This is a genomic window from Rhodococcus sp. NPDC058639, assembly GCF_042717545.1.
Lineage (GTDB): Bacteria > Actinomycetota > Actinomycetes > Mycobacteriales > Mycobacteriaceae > Rhodococcus.
This window is the reverse complement of the sequence record NZ_JBHXRF010000011.1, coordinates 53,385-75,329: the sequence shown is the minus strand read 5'-3', so window position 1 is coordinate 75,329 and position 21,945 is coordinate 53,385. Positions and strand designations below refer to the sequence as shown.

At 67.9% G+C, this 21,945-nt stretch carries 18 protein-coding genes and 1 tRNA gene; 12 read left to right on the top strand and 7 right to left on the bottom strand.

Annotated elements, in window-relative coordinates:
* Nucleotides 1–3: 3 nt before the first annotated feature.
* The 7 genes from clpS (at nucleotide 4) to rdgB (ending at nucleotide 5,027) form a co-directional block, all read left to right on the top strand.
* The gene (gene clpS / locus ACFWU2_RS20235; RefSeq protein WP_378610049.1) at nucleotides 4–336 is read left to right on the top strand and encodes an ATP-dependent Clp protease adapter ClpS; all 333 of its coding nucleotides are present in this window, start codon (nucleotides 4–6) and stop codon (nucleotides 334–336) included.
* Nucleotides 333–941 (top strand): DUF2017 domain-containing protein, encoded by a 609-nt coding sequence (locus ACFWU2_RS20230; protein ID WP_378610048.1) that lies wholly within the window; start codon nucleotides 333–335, stop codon nucleotides 939–941. The genes clpS and ACFWU2_RS20230 overlap by 4 nt, the downstream gene beginning before the upstream one ends.
* Nucleotides 938–2,032 (top strand): P1 family peptidase, encoded by a 1,095-nt coding sequence (locus tag ACFWU2_RS20225; protein ID WP_378610047.1) that lies wholly within the window; start codon nucleotides 938–940, stop codon nucleotides 2,030–2,032. Before ACFWU2_RS20230 ends, ACFWU2_RS20225 begins: the two co-directional genes overlap by 4 nt.
* Nucleotides 2,033–2,059: 27 nt before the next feature.
* Nucleotides 2,060–2,686 (top strand): rhomboid family intramembrane serine protease, encoded by a 627-nt coding sequence (locus tag ACFWU2_RS20220; protein WP_378610046.1) that lies wholly within the window; start codon nucleotides 2,060–2,062, stop codon nucleotides 2,684–2,686.
* A 129-nt stretch (nucleotides 2,687–2,815) separates the two neighbouring features.
* The gene (locus tag ACFWU2_RS20215; RefSeq protein ID WP_378610045.1) at nucleotides 2,816–3,577 is read left to right on the top strand and encodes a cyclic nucleotide-degrading phosphodiesterase; all 762 of its coding nucleotides are present in this window, start codon (nucleotides 2,816–2,818) and stop codon (nucleotides 3,575–3,577) included.
* Between the two features lie 33 nt (nucleotides 3,578–3,610).
* The gene (gene rph, locus ACFWU2_RS20210) at nucleotides 3,611–4,399 is read left to right on the top strand and encodes a ribonuclease PH (RefSeq protein WP_378610044.1); all 789 of its coding nucleotides are present in this window, start codon (nucleotides 3,611–3,613) and stop codon (nucleotides 4,397–4,399) included.
* 1 nt (nucleotide 4,400) lies between these two features.
* Nucleotides 4,401–5,027 carry an RdgB/HAM1 family non-canonical purine NTP pyrophosphatase gene (rdgB, locus tag ACFWU2_RS20205; protein ID WP_378610043.1) on the top strand — a complete coding sequence of 209 codons (627 nt, stop codon included), beginning with the start codon at nucleotides 4,401–4,403 and terminating at the stop codon, nucleotides 5,025–5,027.
* Nucleotides 5,028–5,137: 110 nt separating this feature from the next.
* On the opposite strand, the gene ACFWU2_RS20200 is transcribed toward rdgB, so the two are convergent.
* Nucleotides 5,138–5,596, bottom strand: coding sequence for an ATP-binding protein (locus tag ACFWU2_RS20200; protein WP_378610042.1), 459 nt, complete (start codon nucleotides 5,594–5,596; stop codon nucleotides 5,138–5,140).
* Nucleotides 5,597–5,620: 24 nt separating this feature from the next.
* Entirely contained in the window at nucleotides 5,621–5,983 is a 363-nt protein-coding gene (locus ACFWU2_RS20195; protein WP_378610041.1) for an STAS domain-containing protein, read from the bottom strand.
* A gap of 133 nt (nucleotides 5,984–6,116) precedes the next feature.
* Here ACFWU2_RS20195 and ACFWU2_RS20190 point away from each other — a divergent pair, with 133 nt between their 5' ends.
* The 3 genes from ACFWU2_RS20190 to ACFWU2_RS20180 all read left to right on the top strand — a co-directional run bounded on the left by ACFWU2_RS20190 (nucleotide 6,117) and on the right by ACFWU2_RS20180 (nucleotide 9,429).
* Nucleotides 6,117–7,343, top strand: a complete 1,227-nt coding sequence (locus tag ACFWU2_RS20190; RefSeq protein WP_378610040.1) for a PP2C family protein-serine/threonine phosphatase — start codon at nucleotides 6,117–6,119, stop codon at nucleotides 7,341–7,343.
* Nucleotides 7,344–7,465: 122 nt separating this feature from the next.
* Nucleotides 7,466–8,992: a CHASE3 domain-containing protein gene (locus ACFWU2_RS20185; RefSeq protein WP_378610072.1), complete on the top strand. Its 1,527-nt coding sequence runs from the start codon at nucleotides 7,466–7,468 to the stop codon at nucleotides 8,990–8,992.
* Nucleotides 8,989–9,429: a response regulator gene (locus tag ACFWU2_RS20180; RefSeq protein ID WP_169620430.1), complete on the top strand. Its 441-nt coding sequence runs from the start codon at nucleotides 8,989–8,991 to the stop codon at nucleotides 9,427–9,429. Before ACFWU2_RS20185 ends, ACFWU2_RS20180 begins: the two co-directional genes overlap by 4 nt.
* A gap of 91 nt (nucleotides 9,430–9,520) precedes the next feature.
* Here ACFWU2_RS20180 and ACFWU2_RS20175 read toward each other — a convergent pair whose 3' ends face one another.
* From ACFWU2_RS20175 to ACFWU2_RS20160, 4 genes are all read right to left on the bottom strand, one after another.
* A complete protein-coding gene (locus tag ACFWU2_RS20175; RefSeq protein WP_378610039.1) occupies nucleotides 9,521–9,901 on the bottom strand; it encodes a DUF3817 domain-containing protein in 381 nt (126 codons plus the stop codon).
* The gene (locus ACFWU2_RS20170; protein WP_378610038.1) at nucleotides 9,898–10,314 is read right to left on the bottom strand and encodes a transcriptional regulator; all 417 of its coding nucleotides are present in this window, start codon (nucleotides 10,312–10,314) and stop codon (nucleotides 9,898–9,900) included. The genes ACFWU2_RS20175 and ACFWU2_RS20170 overlap by 4 nt, the downstream gene beginning before the upstream one ends.
* Nucleotides 10,315–10,382: 68 nt before the next feature.
* Nucleotides 10,383–10,467, bottom strand: a tRNA-Leu gene (locus tag ACFWU2_RS20165).
* Nucleotides 10,468–10,484: 17 nt separating this feature from the next.
* The gene (locus ACFWU2_RS20160; RefSeq protein WP_378610037.1) at nucleotides 10,485–10,982 is read right to left on the bottom strand and encodes an HNH endonuclease; all 498 of its coding nucleotides are present in this window, start codon (nucleotides 10,980–10,982) and stop codon (nucleotides 10,485–10,487) included.
* A 419-nt stretch (nucleotides 10,983–11,401) separates the two neighbouring features.
* Between ACFWU2_RS20160 and ACFWU2_RS20155 the strand changes: the two genes are divergently transcribed.
* The gene (locus ACFWU2_RS20155) at nucleotides 11,402–20,686 is read left to right on the top strand and encodes a fatty acid synthase subunit beta domain-containing protein (RefSeq protein WP_378610036.1); all 9,285 of its coding nucleotides are present in this window, start codon (nucleotides 11,402–11,404) and stop codon (nucleotides 20,684–20,686) included.
* 21 nt (nucleotides 20,687–20,707) lie between these two features.
* Nucleotides 20,708–21,118, top strand: coding sequence for a holo-ACP synthase (locus ACFWU2_RS20150; protein ID WP_378610035.1), 411 nt, complete (start codon nucleotides 20,708–20,710; stop codon nucleotides 21,116–21,118).
* A gap of 9 nt (nucleotides 21,119–21,127) precedes the next feature.
* Here the strand turns inward: ACFWU2_RS20150 and ACFWU2_RS20145 are convergent, their stop codons facing one another.
* On the bottom strand, nucleotides 21,128–21,916 hold the full coding sequence (locus tag ACFWU2_RS20145; RefSeq protein ID WP_378610034.1) for a TetR/AcrR family transcriptional regulator: 789 nt from the start codon (nucleotides 21,914–21,916) through the stop codon (nucleotides 21,128–21,130).
* Nucleotides 21,917–21,945 lie beyond the last annotated feature (29 nt).

Below are 21,945 nucleotides of genomic sequence, written 5' to 3'. Positions count from 1 at the left end.
CCCATGGTGCCGGGTTCCACGACAGTTCCGTTCGACGTCCGCGCAATGGCGGGGCAGGCCGTCCCGGCCGAGGCCGAGCAGGTCCAGGAGACGGAATCCGTCGACCGGCCGTGGGTCACCGTCGTCTGGGACGATCCGGTCAACCTCATGCACTACGTGACGTTCATATTCCAGAAGCTGTTCGGATACAGCAAGGCCAAGGCCACGGAATTGATGCTCGAGGTGCACAACGAGGGTAAGGCGGTCGTCTCGAGTGGCTCGCGTGACAAGATGGAGCACGACGTGCAGCGTCTCCATGCCGCCGGCTTGTGGGCGACCATGCAACGGGACGAATGACCCCACCTCAGGAGGACCCGACCGACGTGCGGCCGTGGATCAGGAAGAACTCGCTCAGCGGACCGAAGCTTCGCTCGGAGATGGATGCCCACGAGGCATCGGTCCTGAGATCGCTCGTCGCCTCGGTCCTCGGGATGCTCGAGGATCGCGCCGGCCAGGCGCCGCAGGACGACCTCGCTCAGTTGACCGGGTTGCGCACCGGTAACGCCACCCCACCGGACAACCCGGCAGTGCGACGGTTGCTTCCCGACTTCCATCGGCCCGACCAGGACTCGGCCACGCACGCCGACGACGAGTCGGCCGACCTCAACGGAGCGATGCGCAGCCTCCACGAACCGAACATCATCGACACGAAACTCGCAGCGGGAGCGATGATCCTGCGCACGGTCCCCGAGACCGGCGGTCGCGTAGTCCTGACGCCCGAACAGGCCGAATCCTGGTTGTACGCACTCAACGACGTGCGCCTGGCGCTCGGCGCGACCCTCGACATCGACGACGACACACCCGAGGTGCTCGACGACGACGACCCGCGTGCCCCGCACCTCGACGTCTACCACTGGCTCACCTGGGTGCAGGACTCGCTCGTGCAGGCTCTTCAGCCGTGACCATCGCCGGACCCACCCACTCGATTCTCGATGTGAGCGGACTGCGCGTGGGGCACTGGCAGGCTCTCGACACCGACGTCCGCCTCGCGGACGGGGACACCCCGGGAAGCGGATCCGCCACCGGATGCACGGTCGTGCTCGCCGAGCCGTCTGCGGTTGCGTCCGTCGACGTGCGTGGCGGGGGACCGGGTACCCGGGAAACGGACCTGCTCGATCCCAGCCATTCGGTGCAGCGGGTCGATGCGGTGCTGCTCACCGGAGGCAGTGCGTACGGACTCGCCGCCGCGGACGGCGTCATGCGTTTCCTGGAACAGCACGGCCGTGGCATCCCCATGGGTTCGCCCGGTGCAGTGGTCCCCATCGTCCCGGCTGCGGTGATCTTCGATCTCCTGGTCGGAGACTGGGGCGTCCGTCCGGATGCCGCCGGCGGCTATGCAGCCGCGGCCGCTGCCGGGGAGTCGTCGCCTCTGCGGGGAAGTGTCGGTGCGGGGACCGGCGCCCGGGCCGGAGTGCTCAAAGGAGGGGTCGGTTCTGCGAGCGTGCGCATCACCGACGGACCGGCCGCCGGGGTGACGGTGGCCGCACTCATGGTCGCGAACCCCGTCGGTTCCGTGTTCGATCCCGACACCGGCCTGCTCTGGGGAGTGGGACCCGCCCGGGCCGCAGAACTGGGGATGACCGCACCCACCGCGTCCGACGTCGCGGCGGCGCGTGCTCTCGGCGAGAAGCGCACCGTCCTGAACACCACCATCGGGGTGGTGGCGACCGACGCACCGCTGTCCAAGGCAGCGTGCCGGCGGGTCGCGGTCGCCGGGCACGACGGCCTCGGCCGCGCGGTACGCCCCGCCCACTCGCCGCTGGACGGCGACACGATCTTCGCCCTGGCCACCGGCACGGCGCACCTGCCGGACAGCCCCGGCGTTCCGGATGCATTCGCCTCCGAACTGCCCGTGCTCGCCGCCGTGGGCGCTGCCGCCGCCGAGGTGGTCGAGCGGGCGATCGTCGACGCCGTGCTGGCGGCGACGGGTGTGGCGGGAATCCCGTCGTACCGCGACGTCTTTCCCTCCGCATTCCGCTCGTCGATGTCCTGATCCGGCCGGGAAGGCCACAATGGAGTCATGACCACCCCGACCGGTACCGGCACCGACTCCACGCACAGGCCGATCTGGCAGCGCGCAGCGCTGTGGACCGGCGGTTTCGTTGCTCTTCTCTACGGGATCGAATTCGCCGACGTGGTCCTGCCCGCCGACCTCGACGCGGCCGGAGTGGAACCCCGCACCGGTGACGGACTGTGGGGAATCCTGTTCGCGCCGATCCTGCACGCTGACTGGGCACACCTGACCGCGAACACCGTGCCCGCGCTCGTGCTCGGATTTCTCGTGATGCTCTCGGGGATCGGCCGGGGCATCGCGGCGACGGCGATCATCTGGCTCGTCGGCGGAATCGGCACGTGGCTGTTCGCCGGGTCCGGCGAGAACCACATCGGGGCATCGACACTGATCTTCGGGTGGCTCACGTACTTGATCGTGCGGGGCATCTTCACGCGCAAAGCAGGACAGATCCTTCTCGGCGTCGTCGTGCTGTTCCTCTACGGCGGGATGCTGTGGGGCGTACTCCCGAGCGAGCCGTGGATCTCGTGGCAGGGGCATCTGTTCGGGGCGCTCGGCGGTATCCTCGCTGCCTGGATTCTGTCCTCCGCGGCCCGCGCGACACGCCGGACCACGACCGTGCCTCCGCTGCGCTGACCCGGGCCACCCCTCGCAGGTTGTTCACTCGGAGGCCTGCGCGTCACAGCTTTGTCGCAACTGTGAGTCTGCGCCTGAAATGACGCATTGGCTTCATCACAGGGCGTCCGGCATGGCAGCATAACGAGTATGCGCATGACCGTTCTGGGGTGCTCCGGCAGTGTGGCCGGGCCGGATTCCGCCGCATCCGGATACCTGCTGACCGCACCGGACACCCCTCCTCTGGTCATCGATTTCGGTCCCGGCGTCCTCGGCGCATTGCAACGTCATGCGGATCCCGGTGAAGTTTCGGTTCTGTTGTCGCACCTGCACGCCGACCACTGCCTGGATATGCCGGGCCTGCTGGTGTGGCGTCGCTACTCCCCGAATCCTCCGACCGGCCGCACTCTCGTGTACGGCCCCAGCGGTACTGCGCGTCGGATCGGCGTCGCGTCGGCCGAAGCTGCCGGCGACACGGACGACGTGAGCGACACCCTCGACGTGCGGACCATCGTCGAGGGAGAACCGATCCGCTTCGGAGCGCTCGAGATCACGCCCGCCCGGATGCAACATCCGCCGGAGGCGTACGGATTCCGGATCACCAGCGATTCCGGGCGCACGCTGGTCTACACGGGCGACACCGGCATGTGTGACGCCGTGGTCGATCTCGCACGCGGTGCCGATGTTCTGCTCTCCGAAGCATCGTGGACACATGCGCCGGCGGAACGCCCGCCGGGAATCCATCTGTCCGGCACCGAAGCCGGACAGATCGCGACCCGAGCAGGTGTCGGAGAACTGCTCCTGACCCATATTCCGCCCTGGACATCCCGCGAAGACGTCATCGCCGAGGCGAAGGCCGAATACTCCGGCCCTGTCCACGCGGTGTCCGCCGGCGACGTCTACCGCATCTGAGACCGCCGCCCGTCATCGCCTAGGCTCGGGTGCGTGACGACACGAGAAGACGGCAGGGCGGACGATCAACTCCGCGACATCCGCATCACCCGAGGGTTCACCAACCATCCGGCCGGATCGGTACTCGTCGAATTCGGGCAGACCCGGGTGATGTGCACGGCGAGCGTCGAGGAGGGCGTGCCTCGCTGGCGTAAGGGCTCGGGGCTCGGTTGGGTCACCGCCGAGTACGCGATGCTTCCCGCCTCCACCCACACGCGTAACGGCCGCGAATCCGTCAAGGGCAAGCTCGGCGGTCGCACCCAGGAGATCAGCCGGCTGGTGGGCCGCTCGCTCCGCGCCTGCATCGACCTCGCCGCGATCGGCGAGAACACCATCGCGATCGACTGCGACGTGCTGCAGGCCGACGGGGGAACCCGCACCGCTGCCGTCACCGGCGCGTATGTCGCGCTGAGCGACGCGGTGACGTGGCTGCGCGCCGCCGGCCGCCTCGCCGATCCCCAGCCGATCTCGTGCCAGGTCGCCGCGGTGAGCGTGGGCGTCGTCGACGGCCGGGTTCGTCTCGACCTGCCGTACGAAGAGGACGTCCGCGCGGAGGTCGACATGAACGTCGTCGCCACCGACACGGGCACGCTCGTCGAGGTTCAGGGCACCGGTGAAGGCGCGACCTTCCCGCGCTCGACGCTCGACAGGCTGCTCGATTCGGCGCTCGCCGGCATCGAAGAGCTCTGCCGGATCCAGCGAGAGGTGCTCGCACAGCCGTATCCGGGTGTCCTCCCCGAGCCCGCGGTCGCCGACCACGGGAAGAAGAAGTTCGGGGTCTGACATGACCGTGCGAGTTCTCGTCGCCAGCCGCAACGCCAAGAAGCTCCGCGAACTGCAGCGGGTGCTCGACAGCGCCGGCATCGCCGGGATCGAACTGGTGGGGCTCGATCAGGTCCCGCCGTTCCCGGAGGCACCGGAAACCGGTGCGACCTTCGAGCAGAACGCGGTAGCGAAGGCACGCGACGGTGCGGCCGCCACCGGTATGCCCTGTGTCGCGGACGACTCCGGCCTCGAGGTCGACGCGCTGCGCGGGATGCCCGGGGTTCTGTCGGCGCGGTGGAGCGGACGGCACGGCGACGACGACGCCAACACGGCGCTGCTTCTCGGCCAGCTTCAGGACACCCCCGACGAGCGTCGCGGCGCAGCCTTCGTTTCCGCCTGCGCGCTCGCCTTCCCCCCGGAAGACGGGGACATCGACGTAGCGGTCGTGCGAGGTGAATGGCGCGGCCGCATCGCGCGGGAACCGCGCGGGGAGAACGGGTTCGGCTACGACCCGATTTTCGTGCCGGAGGATGAGGAGCGCACCGCTGCGGAACTCACCGCGGAGGAGAAGGACGCGTCGTCGCACCGGGGCCGTGCACTCGCACAACTCGTCCCCGCTCTGGCCGCGCTTGCCGCATCTCGATAGCGACGTGGTCGGGCGCGGCGGCGCCCGGCGAGCGGGACGGCATCACGCCCGCGTTCGGCCCGGGAATCCCGGATGTGACCGACCGTCGACGAAGAACGACACCTCGGACGTCAGTGAACGTCGGAGGTGTCGTTCCCGTTCAGTGACCAGCGCATGTCGACGACGGTGCCCTCGGGCGTGCGGTCGACGGTCATCTCGGAGGTCAGGTTCCGAATCAGCGTCAGGCCGTGGCCGCGGGAACGTCGAGACTCGTCGTCCGATGCGTCGTGCCACACCCCGTGGTCGGTGACGAGCACGTGGAGTTGCCCCTCTGCTGGACGGTAGAGCGCTTCGAAATCGAGTGTCGCTGCCGGGTCGCCCGGGGTGTAGGCATGCTCGACAGCGTTGGCTAGTGCTTCGTAACTGGCCAGAAGAATGTCCTGGCGACAATCGTCGTCCAGGGGCAGTTGCGCCAGCCAGCGACGCATGCTGCCACGGAGGAGCGCGATCTCGGATGGATCGGCCCGCACACCCCGATGGCAGATGCCATCGGGGGTGAACGATGCGGGCTCGTCATAGGCGGACGACATGGGTTCCTCGGTTCGTCGATGCTGTTACGCCTGCGGTGAGGAGTCCTCCACCCCACCGCCCAGCGCGCCGAGTGCGTCGCTGAGGCGAGGATGAACCGAGAGCACCTCGCCGAGACCGAGCAGTTCCAGAGGCCGGGCGGTCGCACTGCCCTGTGCCACCACCGCGAAACCGCGGTTGTCACCGGCGCGCTTGGACAGTTCCACCAGCAGGGCGATTCCCATGGACGCAAGGAAGTCGACTGCGGTGAGGTCCACGACGAGTCCGGTTGCGTCGGTATCGAGGAGGGCGAGCGCCTGCTCTTCCAGCATGGGGGCGCTGGTCATATCGACCTCTCCGCTGATGGAGAGAACGGCGACGGATCCCTCCCTGGAGGTTGAGTAAGTCATATGAGGATGTGCAGTAAGTGGATCGTTCACCGCCCTATCATGCAAGATCGCGCCGACAGATGCGAGAAACAGGTTGAAGATTGCGCCGTCCCAGCCGTTGGGACCGACCCAAACGGATGTCTGTATTGTTCGAATGCAGCAGGGAAGGACGACCAACGTGGACGTGTACCGACCGGATGACTCGACGTACCATCCGTCGCTACTCCTCATCGAGGACGACCCCGGCGACGCCTTGCTCGTCGAGGAGTTGGTTGCGGACAGCGCTCCCGAGATGAAGGTCGTGTGGGTCCAGTCACTTGCTGCGGCCCGCGAGGAATTCGCCGTCCGGATGCCGGACTGTGTGCTCCTCGATCTCCACCTCCCCGACGCCAGCGGTCTCGAGGCTGTCGCCAAGGTCAAGGAGATCGCCGAATCGGTGCCGATTGTCGTGCTCACGGGTCTGGCGGAGGAACAGACAGGCCTTGCGGCGGTGTCGGTCGGGGCCCAGGATTACCTGGTCAAAGGCCGCGTCGAGCCGGATCTGTTCGGTCGTGCCGTCCGGTATGCGATCCAGCGAAAGCAAGCGGAACAGGCTGCGGCCGCCCTGCAAGCCGGTCAATTGCGCGCACAGGAGAACGCACGCCTGGAGCGGGGCTTGCTGCCGTCGCCGTTGTTGCAGGCCGCCGGAGACTTCGACGTGGTCGCGCGGTACCGGCCCGGCCGTACCTCGGCATTGCTCGGCGGTGACTTCTACGATGTCGTGCAGACCGAGGACGGCACCGTGCACGTCCTGATCGGCGACGTCTCCGGTCACGGACCGGACGAAGCGGCTCTTGGTGTCGGATTGCGTATCGCGTGGCGCACTCTTGTGCTCACCGGAGTCACCGGACCGCGCCGACTGCACAAACTCGAGGAGATTCTGGTCGCCGAACGGTCGGAGAATCGGATCTTCGCGTCTGTGACCAACCTCTCGATGTCTCCGGATCGGCGGACCGTCGAAGTCATGCGCGCGGGCCACCCGGGGCTGCTGCTCCGGAACGGTAGTAGCGTGGATTGGCTGGAGGCGCCGGGCGGACCGGCGCTGGGCCTGCTGCCGAGTCTGTCGACTTGGCCGGAACACGAGATGACCTTGCCTTCCGGGGCTGCGATCGTGCTGTTCACCGACGGCTTGTTCGAAGGTCATCGCGGCGAAGGCCGCGAACGACTCGGGGAGGAGGGTCTGCTCGCTCTGGCACGCGCCTGTGCCGACCTGGGCCCCAACGATTTCACCGACTCCCTCATCGCACGTGCGGAAGAACTCGCCGAGAGCAATGGCGGACTGTCCGACGACGTGGCAGTGGTGTACGTGCAATGGAAGAAGGAAGTGAACGCACCCGCATGACGACAACCGACACCCTGGAGCCCGACGGCACGGCAGGGAACAGGGCAGGGTCCTCCACGGTGACCCACCGTGACGGTGGTGGCCCCACGGTGCAGGGCTGGTTCCTGATCGTGCTGAGCATCATGGGGGTGCTGGTCGTGCTGGGCACCATCGTGGGCAGTCACTATCTGCGCGAGACGACCGCCATGTCCGACTACGTGCGGGATCGCATCCAGCCTGCCCGAGTCGAGGCGTACCGGCTGCAAGCGTCGCTGGTGAACCAGGAAACGGGAGCACGCGGCTATATCCTCGCCGCCGATCCTGCCTTCCTCCAGCCCTACGAGGAGGGTCGCCTGGACGAGCAACAGGCAGTCGAGACGTTGCGGGAGCTGGTGCGTGGTGAAGAAGATCTCGTCGCCGATCTCGATGCCATCGAAGCGGCCGCGGAGGACTGGCGCCGCGTCTACGCCGTACCGCTCGTGTCGACCGTCGTCCCGGGTGATCCCCGCCCGGTCGATCCGGTTGCCGTGGAAGCAGGTCGTGTCGCCTTCGACCGGCTGAGAGTCCTGTTCGACATCCAGAACGACGGCCTGCTTCAGGCCCGCGAAGATGGCATCCGAGAACTCGAAGCCGTCCGGACCAACCGCGACACCATCTTCGCGTCGATGGTCGCGGTCTTCCTGGTCACCGGAGTGGGGATGGCATTCCTCGTACAGATGATCGTGGTACGACCCCTGGCACGGCTTCGCGAAGCGACCCGCAAGGTCGTCGCGCGCGAGGAATTCGGCCACCACATCACGCCCGAGGGGCCGGCGGACATCCGTGCGCTCGGCCAAGACGTCGAGAACATGCGCGAACGGATCGTCCGAGAGCTGGAAGTGTCCCGCGAACGTCATTCCCAGCTGGAAAGTCAGGCGATCGACCTCCAGCGGTCCAACGCGGAACTCGAACAGTTCGCCTACGTCGCTTCCCACGACCTGCAGGAGCCGCTGCGGAAGGTCGCGTCGTTCTGTCAGCTGCTCGAGAAGCGCTACGGCGACAAGCTGGACGACCGCGGAACCCAATACATCGCGTTCGCGGTCGACGGCGCCAAGCGCATGCAGATCCTGATCAACGACCTGCTCACGTTCTCTCGGGTCGGGCGTGTGAGCGACGATCACGTCCGCGTGGCGCTCGATCCCACGCTGGACGCGGCACTGGGCAACCTCGCCCAAGCCGTCGAAGAGTCGGAAGTGATCATCGAGCGGCCCGATGCGCTCCCCGAGATCGTCGGCGACCCCACGCTGCTGGTGATGCTGTGGCAGAACTTGCTCGGTAATGCCATCAAGTTCCGCCATCCCGATCGTCCGATCACGATCCGTATCGGGTGCGAGCGACTCACCGAGAGCGAGCAGGCGACATGGCAGTTCTCGGTCGAGGACACCGGCATCGGCATCGCCCCTGAATTCTCGGACAAGGTCTTCGTCATCTTCCAGCGCCTGCACGGACGTGACGTCTACACCGGTACGGGTATCGGTCTTGCCATCTGCCGCAAGATCGTCGAATACCACGGTGGGGGGATCTGGCTCGACCCCGAGTACAAGGGTGGTGCCAGGTTCTGCTTTACCATTCCCGCTGTGGGTGACAAGGAGCCTGCACAAAACGAGGCTCTGGAAGGAGCATCTGCATGACGATTCCTGGCGAGCCGATAGACGTTCTGCTGGTCGAAGACGACCCCGGCGACGAGCTGATGACACGCGAGGCTTTCGAGGACAACAAGATCGGCAACACGTTGCACGTCGTGCGCGACGGAGAGGAAGCGCTCGACTTCCTGTACCGGCGTGGAGCCCATGAGGGTGCGCCTCGGCCGGACCTCGTTCTGCTCGACCTGAACCTGCCCAAGTACGACGGGCGGCAGGTGCTCGAGAAGATCAAGTCCGACCCCGATCTCACCGACATCCCGGTCGTGGTCCTCACCACGTCGGCTGCCGAGGAGGACATCCTCCGAAGCTACAAGCTGCATGCGAACGCCTACGTGACCAAGCCGGTCGATCTCGACCAGTTCATCCGGGCGGTCCGGCAGATAGACGAGTTCTTCGTCCAGGTGGTACGCCTGCCGCGGCGCTGACCGCGCCGGCTACACGCGAGATACACATCGGGTGGATGTGGGCCGGATCTTTCCGGACCGCATCCACCCGATTGTCACGCTGGGGGAGTCGTCAGACCCCGAAGTCGGCCTTCACCTGCTGGGTGCGCTTGTGCTCGACGTAGAACGACAGGAACGGGATCGTGCCGGCGAGGAGCGTGCCGACGGTGCGGCCGAGCGGCCAGCGCACCTTGATCGACAGGTCGAACGTGAGCACGAGGTAGACGGCGTAGACCCACCCGTGCACGATCGCGATCCACGCGGGCACATTCTCGATGCCGATGATGTACTTGGCGACCATCTCACCCGTGAGGATGAGGAGCCAGAGGCCGGTGGCGTACGCGAGGACGCGGTAACGCAGCAGGGCGGAACCGATCTTCTTGCGGTCCGCGTCGCTGACGACGCGCGTCGTGCCGGCGGTGTCGCCGGACGCCTGCTCGGGGGTGGTGCTCACTGAGCGCTCCTATCGGACCTGCGCGCCAGCTGCGCGAGGTACTCGTTGTACTCCTGGGTTGGCCGTGCCTCAGGATCGTCGGCCTCTTCGGCCAGCGCTTCCGCCACAGTGCGGGGGCGGGAGGGGAGCAGATCGGCGGGAATCTCGGTGGGTTCCTTCGGCTCCGACGGACGCGGGGCGCCGGTGGCCTCGGCTTCGGCCTCTTCCGCCTCGAGTTTGACGAAGCGGCGGTAGGCGTAGACGCAGAAGAATGCGAAGGCCGGCCACTGGAACGCGTAACCGAGATTCTGGTAGGTGCCGCCGACTTCCTCGAAGCGCATCCACTGCCAGTAACCGAGCCCGAGGCATCCGCCTGCAGCTACCAGGACCAGGACAACCAGGGCGAACCGGCGGGGCGGTCGATACTCGGACACGCTCTCGACGGTACCCGAGCGGTGCACCGACCTGCCAAGACGATCGATGCACCGTGGGTCATCTCACTTGGTGCGCGAGGGGGGACTCGAACCCCCACGTCCGAAGACACGGATACCTAAAACCCGGGCGTCTGCCAATTCCGCCACTCGCGCTTCACGGACACAATACGTTACGGCTCCTGGCATGCCGACTCGAAGCCGAACCTGCGCCTGCCGGCCCAGGTCGGCGTCTGACTGTGGCAGTTCGGGCAGAGAAATCGCACGTTCTCGGGTCGGGAGTCGTTGGGATTGCCGTCGATGTGATCGACGTGGAAGACAAGCCTTTCTCCGTTCCAGACGGGCCCGGTGCTGCAGACGGCGCAGCGGTGCTCGCGGCCCGTCTCGAGAAGCGCGCGGCGAAGGAGATGTGGTTTCACGCGGGGAGCACCGCGGGGGCGCTCGGTGAGGATCTCCGTCCAGTGTTGTCGACCTGCACCGCCACTGGGAAGGCGTGGTCGTCCTGTGAAGTGGGAGGTGTCGATACCGAGCGCCTTGATTCTCCGGCCCAGATGCGTGTGATGTCCCCCGTTCGGTGTGAGGCCGAAGTACCTCATGACCTCCGCGACGTTCGTCGAGTGCCGCACTGCTTCTTCCAGCACGTCCTTCGTGTACTTGAGCGGTCGTGCCATCCCTAACCCCTCACTCGGTCGTCGAAGCGAACATGCGTTCGAACGGGGGCAGGTTAGCGGGCCTGTCCGACACGGATCCGTCGCCAGAGGCACGGCCGAAGTCTGTCGTCAAGGTCGTAACGATTCGATAACGATAAAACGTGAGGAGTCCTCGGGTTCTTGGATATCCACGCAGCGATGCAGCCAGGCGTGATTCTGGTTACTCGCCGGTTCGCTCTCCCGCTCAATGTGAGGCAACTCACTGGTGCACGGCCTGTGCGCGCCTTGGCGTACCTCAAAACATGAGGAACCCCTCATGATTCTGTGCGAATCTGGGCGTGCCCGTCAGAGCACACCCAAGTCCGTGCGACACACCTCGCCGGCAGTGCAGCACCACAGGAATGCCTCGAGCAGGGGTGTCCAGGAGAGGAAATACACGCGTGACGATCGACGAGACCACACCAGGCGACAACGGACGGAACTCGAAGGCATCACGACGCACCGGCGAACGGGGAGCCACCAGCGCATCCCGGGGTGCTCTGGTGGACAAGTTCCTTGCCGGCGAGCCCTATGCCCTCGCGTTCGGTGGCCAGGGTGCGCCGTGGCTGGACTCGCTCGGAGAACTCACCCGTGACAACGGCCTCGAGCCCGCGCTGACCGACCTCGTCAACGCGGCAGCGGCGCACCTCGCGCCCGTCGCCGCAGATCTCGTCGTGGTGCGACCCGCGGGCTTCGACCCCGTCGCATGGATCCTCGAGCACGAACTCGCCGACGAGTCCGCCCCTCCCTCCGGGCCCACCGCAGCAACTCTGACTTCCGCCGCCGTGTCTCTTCCCGGCGTGCTTCTCACCCAGCTTGCCGCGCTGCGTGCGCTGGCGAACCAGGGGCTCGACGTCACCGAAGTTCCGCCGTCCGCGGTGATCGGCCACTCCGCCGGTGTCCTCGCGGTCGAAGCCGTCTCCGCCGGCGGCCGCAGGGACCTGGAGATCCTGGCTATCTCTCAGCTCATCGGAGCGGCTGCAGCGCTCGTCGGACGCCGCCGCGGTCTTCTCGCGGGCGCGGGCAGGTTCCCGATGCTTGCCGTCGCCGGTGTCGATCCCGAGCGCCTCCGCTCGATCGTCGCCGAGATCTTCCGAGACCAGGATCCTTCTCGGAGTGCGGTTGTCGCGATCCGTAATGCCCGCCGCCGTGTCGTGCTGTCCGGTCCGCCGCCCGCGCTCGAGCGCGTGCAACAGCGATGCGAGCAGATCACCGCCGCCGAGACCCGCGAACGCGAGTCCAAGCAGCGTGGCGGCGCGGTGTTCTCACCGACCTTCGAACCCGTCTCCGCCGAGGTGGGATTCCACCACCCCGCATTGGCGGACGCCGTCGACCAGGTCGCCGACTGGGCCGCCCGGTGCGATCTCGACGCCCACCTGGCCCGCTCGCTCGCCGAGGCGATCCTCGTCGACCCGATCGACTGGGTGGAGCAGGTGGACACGGCACTCGAGTCGGGTGCGTCGTGGATTCTCGACCTCGGTCCGGGTGAGCTGCTCACGCGGATGACCAGCTCCGGACTGCGCGGCCGTGGCGTCGGCATCCTCGCTGCGTCCACCCGTGGCGGCCAGCGCAATCTGCTCACCCCCGGCGCGGAGCCCGAGATCCCGCGCGCGTGGACCGAGTTCGCGCCGACCCCGATCACGCTGCCCGACGGTCGCGTCGGTGTGGAGACCGCGTTCACCCGTCTCACGGGGCGATCACCGATCCTGCTCGCAGGAATGACGCCGACGACCGTCGACCCCCAGATCGTTGCGGCCGCTGCGAACGCCGGCCACTGGGCCGAACTCGCGGGCGGCGGGCAGGTCACCGAGCAGATCTTCGCCGACAACGTCGCGGGCCTGCAGAACCTGCTCGAGCCCGGCCGCGCGGCGCAGTTCAACTCGATGTTCCTCGACCCGTACCTGTGGAAACTGCATGTGGGCGGTAAGCGCCTGGTGCCGAAGGCCCGCGCGGCAGGCGCACCGTTCGACGGTGTCGTCGTCACGGCGGGTATTCCGGACCTCGAGGACGCCGTGCAGATCATCTCCGATCTGCGCGATGCGGGCATCGAGCACATCGCGTTCAAGCCGGGCACCGTCGCGCAGATCCGTTCGGTCATCCGGATCGCGAACGAGGTTCCGAGCTTCCCGGTCATCGTCCACATCGAGGGCGGTCGCGCCGGTGGTCACCATTCGTGGGAAGACCTCGACGACCTGCTCCTCGACACCTACGCCGAGCTGCGCACCCGTCCCAATCTCATCCTGTGCGTCGGCGGCGGTATCGGTACACCCGAGAAGGCGGCCGATTACCTGACCGGTCGCTGGGCGACGCGTCACGGTTTCCCGGCGATGCCGCTCGACGGCATCCTCGTCGGCACCGCAGCGATGGCAACGCTCGAGGCCACGACCGCGCCGGCCGTCAAGCAATTGCTCGTCGACACTCCCGGCACGCCCGATTGGGTCGGCGCGGGTACCGCATCCGGCGGTATGGCGTCGGGTCGCAGTCAGCTCGGTGCCGACATCCACGAGATCGACAACGCGGCCTCTCGCACGGGCCGTCTCCTGGACGAGGTCGCCGGTGACGCCGACGCCGTGGCGTCGCGTCGCGACGAGATCGTCGCTGCCCTCGACATCACGGCCAAGCCGTACTTCGGCGACGTCGGCTCCATGACGTACCTGCAGTGGCTGCGCCGCTACCTCGAGCTCACCGTCGGAGCGGATCATGCGCGCGAATTCGATTGCGGCGCAGACCTGGCCGACGCCGTAGCCGAAGCACATGTCAGCCTCTGGACCGATGTGTCGTGGCGTGAGCGCTTCCGCGCGATGCTGCAGCGCGCCGAGGCACGCCTGCACCCCGTCGATCGCGGCCCCATCCCGACGCTGTTCGCCGACGACGCCACGCTGGAACGACCGTATGCGGCGCTCCACGCGCTCACCGCTCAGTACCGCGATGCGGACGAGGTCGTCCTTCATCCCGCCGACGTGCCGTTCTTCGTGTCGCTGTGCAAGACCCCCGGCAAGCCCGTGAACTTCGTGCCCGTGATCGACCGGGACGTTCGCCGTTGGTGGCGTTCCGACTCGCTGTGGCAGGCACACGACCCGCGTTACGGCGCCGATCAGGTCTGTGTCATCCCCGGCACCGTCGCCGTCGCGGGAATCACGCGAGTGGACGAGCCTGTCGGTGAACTCCTCGATCGGTTCGAGAAGGCCACCGTCGACGAGTTGCTGTCGGCCGGTATCGAGCCGACGCCGATCGTCGCGCGGCGACATCTCGATCTCGCGCCCGGCGTGCTCGACGCGGTGCTCTCCTCGCCGGACATCCACTGGGCCGGCCGTCTGACCCGCAATCCGGTGCATCGTCTCGGTGACCTGGCCGACTGGACTGCCGAATCCGATTCCGCAGCGTCGCATGCGCCGACCGGCGCGACCCTGACGGTTCTCGACGACCGGCATGTCGGGTTGCGCGTCCCGCTCGCCCGGGACAAGGCCGTCGAGATCCGCATCACCGTGCCCGCTTCCGTGGGCACCGGCGGAGCACCTGTCGTGAGCGACACCGACGCGGACGCGGCGATGTCTGCGCTGCTCGGCGTCGCAGCGGGCCAGGAACTGCCGGCCGTCAGGAAGGGCGCCGCCCGGATCACCCTGGGCTGGTTGCCGGAAAAGATCGCGGACCATGCCGGAGTAACCGGTTCGGGCCTGCCCCAGACCCTGACTCCCGCCGGCAACGGCGTGCCCGATGTGCTCGTCGGCGCGTGCTGGCCCGCGGTGTTCGCCGCGCTCGGGGCGGCACGCACCACCGCCGACCGGTCCGTCATCGAAGGCATGCTCGATCTGGTTCACCTCGATCACGCCATCGACGTCAAGAACGGCCTGCCCACCGAGCCCGCGTTCCTGGGTGTCAAGGCAGAGGTCGCCGGAGTCTCCGACGCCGATCTCGGTCGTGTCGTGCAGGTGAACGTCGTCATCACCGCTGACAGCGGTGACGGTTCCGGCCACAACGTCGTCGCAACTCTCGTCGAGCGCTTCGCGATTCGTGGCCGTACCGGCAGCGCCGAACTGCCCGATCCGGTCCGGGCCGGTGGCGCAATGAGCGAGGACGCCACCGACACGCCTCGTCGGCGCCGCCGCGATGCGGTGATCGTCGCCCCCACCGACATGACCGCGTTCGCGAGGGTGTCGGGGGATCACAACCCGATCCACACATCCGGGAACGCCGCGCTCCTGGCGGGGCTGGGCAGCCCGATCGTCCACGGTATGTGGCTTTCGGCGGCCGCTCAGCAGGTCGTCACGGCTGCCGAGGCGGACGCGAAGCTTCCGGTACGGAAACTGACCGCGTGGACGACACGCTTTTTGGGCATGGTCCGGCCCGGCGCGAAGATCGACGTGCGCGTCGACCGGATCGCCACCGACCGCGGTGCCGAGGTCGTCGAGGTGGGTTGCCGGGTCGACGGGGATCTGGTCATGGTGGCCACCGGGCGCATCGCCGCCCCGAAGACCGTCTACGCGTTCCCGGGACAGGGCATCCAACGTCCGGGCATGGGTCTCGACGCCCGCGCCCGCAGCAAGGCCGCCCGGGAGATCTGGGACCGCGCCGACAAGCACACCCGCACGGCTCTGGGATTTTCGATCCTCGCCGTGGTGCGCGACAACCCGACTGTCCTCAAGGCCCGGGGCGTGACCCACAAGCATCCTGACGGTGTGCTGCATCTGACGCAGTTCACGCAGGTCGCGATGGCGACGCTCGGCGTCGCGCAGATCGCGGAGTTGCGTGAGGCCGGCGCGTTCCTCGAGGATGCGCTCCTCGCCGGGCACTCGGTCGGCGAATACAACGCCCTCGCGGCGGTCGCCGGTGTGCTGCCGCTCGAGGCCGTGCTCGAGGTGGTCTTCCAGCGTGGCTCGGCGATGCACGCTCTCGTGCCGCGCGACGCGCAGGGCCGCTCGGACTACCGCATGGCGGCGATCCGGCCGTCGCAGTTCGGCGTGGCCGACGAGGACCTCGAGGCGTTCGTCGCCGCGGTCGCGGACCGGTCCGGAGAGTTCCTGGAGATCGTCAATCTGAACCTGAGGGGATCGCAGTACGCGATCGCGGGCACGGTTGCGGGTCTCGACGCTCTCGAGAAGGTGATCGAACGCAAGGTCGCCGAGTTCGGCGGCAAGCGCGCCTTCATTCTCGTGCCCGGCATCGACGTGCCGTTCCATTCGACCGTGCTGCGCGGCGGTGTGGACGACTTCCGGGAGCGCCTGCTGCACCTGCTTCCCGAGCAGATCGATCCGGACATCCTCGTGGGACGTTACATCCCCAACCTGGTGCCCAAGCCGTTCGACCTGAGCCGTGAATTCGTCCAGGAGATCGCGGATCTGGTGCCGTCCGAGCCGCTCGCCGAGGTGCTCTCCGACTTCGACGCGTGGTCGGTGGACCGGTCCAGGCTGTGTCGCGTCGTGCTGGCCGAGTTGCTCGCGTGGCAGTTCGCGTCGCCGGTGCGCTGGATCGAAACGCAGGACCTGCTGTTCGCGCCGGAATCCGAAGGCGGTCTCGGCGTCGAGCGGTTCGTCGAGGTCGGCCTCGGTGCCGTCCCGACGGTGGCGAACCTGGCGTCGCAGACGTTGAAGCTTCCGGGCCGATTCGGTCAGCCCGTCGAGGTCCTCAACATCGAGCGTGACGCGTCGGTCGTGTACTCGACCGATGTGGATCCCGCGCCGGTGGAAGACGACGAGCCCGAGGCACCGTCCGCCGAGGCCGCGCCCGCCGCGACCGCGGCCCCTGCTGCTGCCCCCGCCGCGCCGACCGGTGGCCCGACGCCCGACGACATCACGTTCAAGGCCGCCGACGCCACGAAGGTGCTCATCGCCCTGTGGACGAAACTGCGCCCCGATCAGATCGGCCCCGCGGACACGATCGAGGCACTGTGCGACGGCGTGTCCTCACGTCGTAACCAGTTGCTCGTCGATCTCGGTTCCGAGTTGTCGCTCGGTGCCATCGACGGTGCTGCGGATGCGGACATGGGCGCGCTGGCCGGCACGGTCGATCGCCTGGCCCGCACCTACACGCCGTTCGGCCCGGTGCTGACCGATTCGATCAACGACCATCTGCGCAAGGTGTTCGGCCCGTCGGGCAAGCGTCCCGGCTACATCACCGACCGGGTCGCCAAGGTGTGGGGACTCGGCGAGGGGTGGGCCCGGCACGTCACCGCGGAGGTTGTGCTCGGCAGCCGCGACGGCACGTCCGTTCGCGGCGGTGACCTCGGCGGGTTGTCGCAGGGTGCGCTCGCGGACACCGCGTCCGTGGACGCACTGATCGACGCCGCTGTGCAGTCCGTCGGGTCGCGCCGCGGGATCTCCGTGTCGATGCCGTCCGCCGGTGGCGGGGGCGGCGCGACCGTCGACGCCGCTGCTCTCGGGGAGTTCACCGAGCAGATCACCGGCCGCGACGGCGTCCTGGCGAATGCTGCTCGCCTGGTGCTCGAGCAACTCGGCCTGAACGAGCAGGCTTCCGGCCTGGCCGACAAGGCCGAGGACGATCTCGTCGAGCTGGTCTCGGCCGAGCTCGGCGCGGACTGGCCGCGGCAGGTTGCCCCCGCCTTCGACGCTCGCAAGGCCGTGCTGATCGACGACCGGTGGGCGACCGCACGCGAGGATCTCGCCCGGATCTGGCTCGGGGACCCGATCGACGTCGAGCGCTTCGACGGTGCGGGTGCGACGGTCGCTGCGCACGCCGCGTTCTGGCGGGCCAAGGCCATCGACGCAGGCCGCGTGGTGCCGGCCGAGACCTACGGTCGTATCGCGGCCGCCGCCCAGGAGACGGGCGACGCCCCGTACACCGGGGAGGTCGCAGTGGTCACCGGAGCCAGCAAGGGCGGCATCGGCGCCGCGGTCGCAGCCGAGCTTCTCGGCGGCGGCGCAACCGTGGTCGTCACGACCTCGCGTCTCGACTCGACGCGCCTCGGTTTCTACAAGGATCTCTACGCGCAGAACGCTCGCGCCGGCGCCGCCCTCTGGGTGGTGCCCGCCAACATGGCGTCGTACGTCGACGTCGACGCGCTGATCGAGTGGATCGGCACCGACACCGTCGAGAACGCGGGAGGCACCAAGAAGCTGATCAAGAATGCGCTCACGCCCACCCTGCTGTTCCCGTTCGCCGCGCCCCGTGTCGCCGGATCGCTGGCCGACGCCGGTGCTCGCGCCGAGATGGAGATGCGGGTTCTGCTGTGGTCGGTGGAACGGCTGATCGCCGGTCTGTCCGGCATCGGCGCGGACACCGACGTCGACACGCATCTGCACGTCGTGCTGCCGGGCTCCCCGAACCGCGGGATGTTCGGGGGTGACGGCGCGTATGGCGAGTCCAAGGCGGCACTCGACGCGATCGTCACCCGCTGGAGCGCCGAGCGCACCTGGGCCGAGCGCGTCACCTTGGCGCACGCTCTCATCGGCTGGGTCCGCGGCACGGGACTGATGGGCGGCAACGATCCGCTCGTCGACGCCGTCGAGGCGGCCGGCGTGCGCACGTGGTCCACGTCGGAGATGGCCACCGAACTGCTGAAGCTCGTCGGACCGGAGGCCAAGCGACTCGCGAAGCAAGCGCCGCTGGTCGCGGACCTCACCGGAGGACTCGCCGAGGCAAACCTCGATCTGCCGGCGCTCGCGAAGCAGGCCCAGGACACGGCCGAGGTCGCGGACGCACCCGATCAGGACACCGACCCGGATACGACGATCGCGGCTCTGCCCGCGGCCCCGCGTGTCGACGAGGTGCCGACCCCGGAGTGGTCCGCACTCGATATCGATCCCGCCGACATGGTGGTCATCGTCGGCGCCGGTGAGCTCGGCCCGTACGGCTCGGCTCGCACCCGTTTCGAGATGGAGGTCGACGAGGAACTGTCGGCAGCCGGTGTGCTCGAGTTGGCGTGGGTCACCGGACTGATCGAGTGGGAGAACGAACCCGAGCCCGGCTTCTACGACGCGGAAACCGGCGCGCTGGTTCCGGAAGCGGACATCGCCGATCGTTACCACGACGCGGTGGTCGAGCGCTGCGGGATCCGCCGCTACGCCGACGACGGTGCGATGACCGACAACACGGCACCGCTCTTGACCTCCGTCTTCCTCGACAAGGACCTGTCCTTCGTGGTGGGTTCCGAGATCGAGGCCCGCGCCTTCGTCGACTCCGACCCGGAGAACACGGTCGCTTCGGTCGATGCCGAGTCCGGCGACTGGACGGTCACCCGCAAGGCCGGCACCGAGATCCGCGTGCCGCGCAAGGCGAAGCTGACACGCACCGTCGGCGGCCAGATCCCCACCGGCTTCGACGTCACCCGGTGGGGCATCCCTGCCGACATGGCGGACTCGGTGGACCGGGTGGGGCTGTGGAACATCGTCACCACGGTCGACGCGTTCCTCACCGGAGGGTTCACCCCGTCGGAACTGCTGCGCTGGGTGCACCCGTCGCTGGTCGCCAACACACAGGGCACCGGCATGGGCGGCATGACCTCCATGCGGTCGCTGTACATCGACACGCTGCTGGGTGAGTCCCGCGCGAACGACATCCTGCAGGAAGCCTTGCCGAACGTCATCGCGGCGCACGTCGTGCAGTCCTATGTCGGTGGCTACGGCGCGATGGTGCATCCGGTCGCGGCATGCGCCACGGCAGCGGTGTCCGTGGAAGAAGGCGTCGACAAGATCAAGCTCGGCAAGGCGAAACTGGTCGTCGCGGGCGGCTTCGACGATCTCGGTATCGAAGGCATCATCGGCTTCGGCGACATGTCGGCGACCGCGAAGTCGGACGACATGCGGGCCAAGGGCATCGACGACCGTCGTTTCTCGCGGGCCAACGATCGCCGGCGCGGCGGATTCGTCGAGTCGGCGGGCGGCGGCACGGTCCTCCTCGCCGCCGGTGACGTCGCACTCGAGATGGGCCTGCCCGTTCTCGGTGTGGTCGCCTGGGCCGGATCCTTCGCCGACGGTGTGCACACCTCGATCCCGGCGCCCGGTATCGGTGCGCTCGGCGCAGCTCGCGGTGGGCTCGAATCGGGGCTGGCCAAGGAACTGCGCAAGCTCGGCGTGACCGCCGACGACATCGCGGTGATCTCCAAACACGACACGTCGACGGCCGCGAACGACCCGAACGAGGCGGAGTTGCACGAACGTCTCGCGGCAGCCCTCGGGCGCAGCGACGGCAACCCGATGTTCGTGGTGTCGCAAAAGTCGCTGACCGGGCACGCGAAGGGTGGCGCGGCAGCGTTCCAGCTCGTCGGACTGTGCCAGGTGCTGACACAGGGTGTCGTCCCGCCGAACCGCAGTCTCGACTGCGTCGACGAGAAGATGGCCGAGTTCGAGCACCTCGTGTGGGCACGTACCCCGTTGCGGTTCGGTGAGCAGTACGCGCTCAAGGCCGGCCTGCTGACCAGTCTCGGGTTCGGGCACGTATCCGGGCTGATCGCGGTGGTGCACCCGCAGGCGTTCGTCGAGGCGGTCCCGGCGGAACGTCGTGAGGAGTACCGCGCGGCGGCAGCGGCACGGACTGTCGTCGGTAAGCGGCGCCTGGCGTCGGCGATGGCCGGGGGCGCGGCGCTGTACCAGCGGCCCGCAGACCGTCGTTTCGGCGGAGACGCGGTGCCGGCCGAGGCAGCCCGTCACCTCGAAGCGGCTGTGCTGCTCGACGCGGATGCACGGCTCGGCGACGACGACGTGTACCGCCCGGGCCTGCCCGGCTGCAAGTAACGACGGGACAGGGACAGAGGGATGGGAGTTGCGGGTATCGGGTTCGACCTCGTGTCGGTTCCGGAGTTCGCCGAGCAGTTGAGCCGTTCGGGCACGACGATGCTGGGGAACTTCACACCGGGGGAGCGACGTGACGCGAATACCCGCAGCTCCGATCCGGCCCGGCATTTCGCGGCCCGGTGGGCGGCAAAGGAAGCGGTGATCAAGGCGTGGTCGGCCGCACTGTTCGGTCGCCCGCCGGTGCTGCCGGAGACCATCCACCAGCAGATCGAGGTCGTCTCCGATGCGTGGGGGCGCCCGAGCATCCGGCTGCACGGGAAGGTTGCAGAGCAGTTGACGGGGATGAGGATCCACGTGTCGTTGACTCACGACGGCGACATGGCCGGCGCGTTCGTGGTGCTCGATGCCGAGACCGGCGACGGTCAGGGATAGGAGCGCCGGTCAATTCCGGGAGGAGGGCGTGGGCTCCGCGCGGTGCGCACCCGCAGGTTCGGTCTCCCGGGACCGTTCGGACTCCTCGCGCCGTTTGCGCTTCTTTGCCTGTGTCCGTGAATCACGCTCGGCCACTTGGAGATACGCGACCATGATGCGCTTGAGTTCGGCCACCGCCTCGGCGTGGGTCTGGTCGTCCTGCACCGAGAAGTTCAGCATCGAATAGACGACGTGGACGAGCACCTCGGCCATGAGCTTGCGACGCGGGCGAGGCGTGTCGGGAGTCAGGGGCGCGAGCATCCGCGCGACCTGCTCGGCGAATTCCCTCTCGTGGATCGCGCCGGTGGCCCGGGTGGACGGAGTGGACTGCATCGCGAGCCAGACCTCGCGCCGGGAGGGATCGGTGGCCCACAACCCCGCCATGTGATCGACGAAGCTGTTGAGAAACCGCAACCAGTCGACGGAGGGGATCTCGCCGTTGAACTTGGCGAGTTCCTCCTGGACACCGACGAGATCCTGACGGTTGAGTTCACACACGATCACGTACTTGTTGGCGAAGAACTGATACAGCGTGCCGATGGGTACGTCGGCGCGGGCTGCGACTTCTTCGCAGGTGAACGACTCGAACCCCACCTCGGTGAGCAGTTCCCGGGACGCGGCGAGCAGCGCGTCGAATTTACGCCGGCTCCGTTCCTGGGTGGGCCGCCGACGGGGCACAAGCTCTTGTGGCTCCGTCTGGACCTCGAGCGCCGGGTCGATCCGGCGCGGGGTGCGGCGGCTGTTCGATGCTGACTCCACCCGCCCAGGCTAGCCGTACCGTTCGCGAA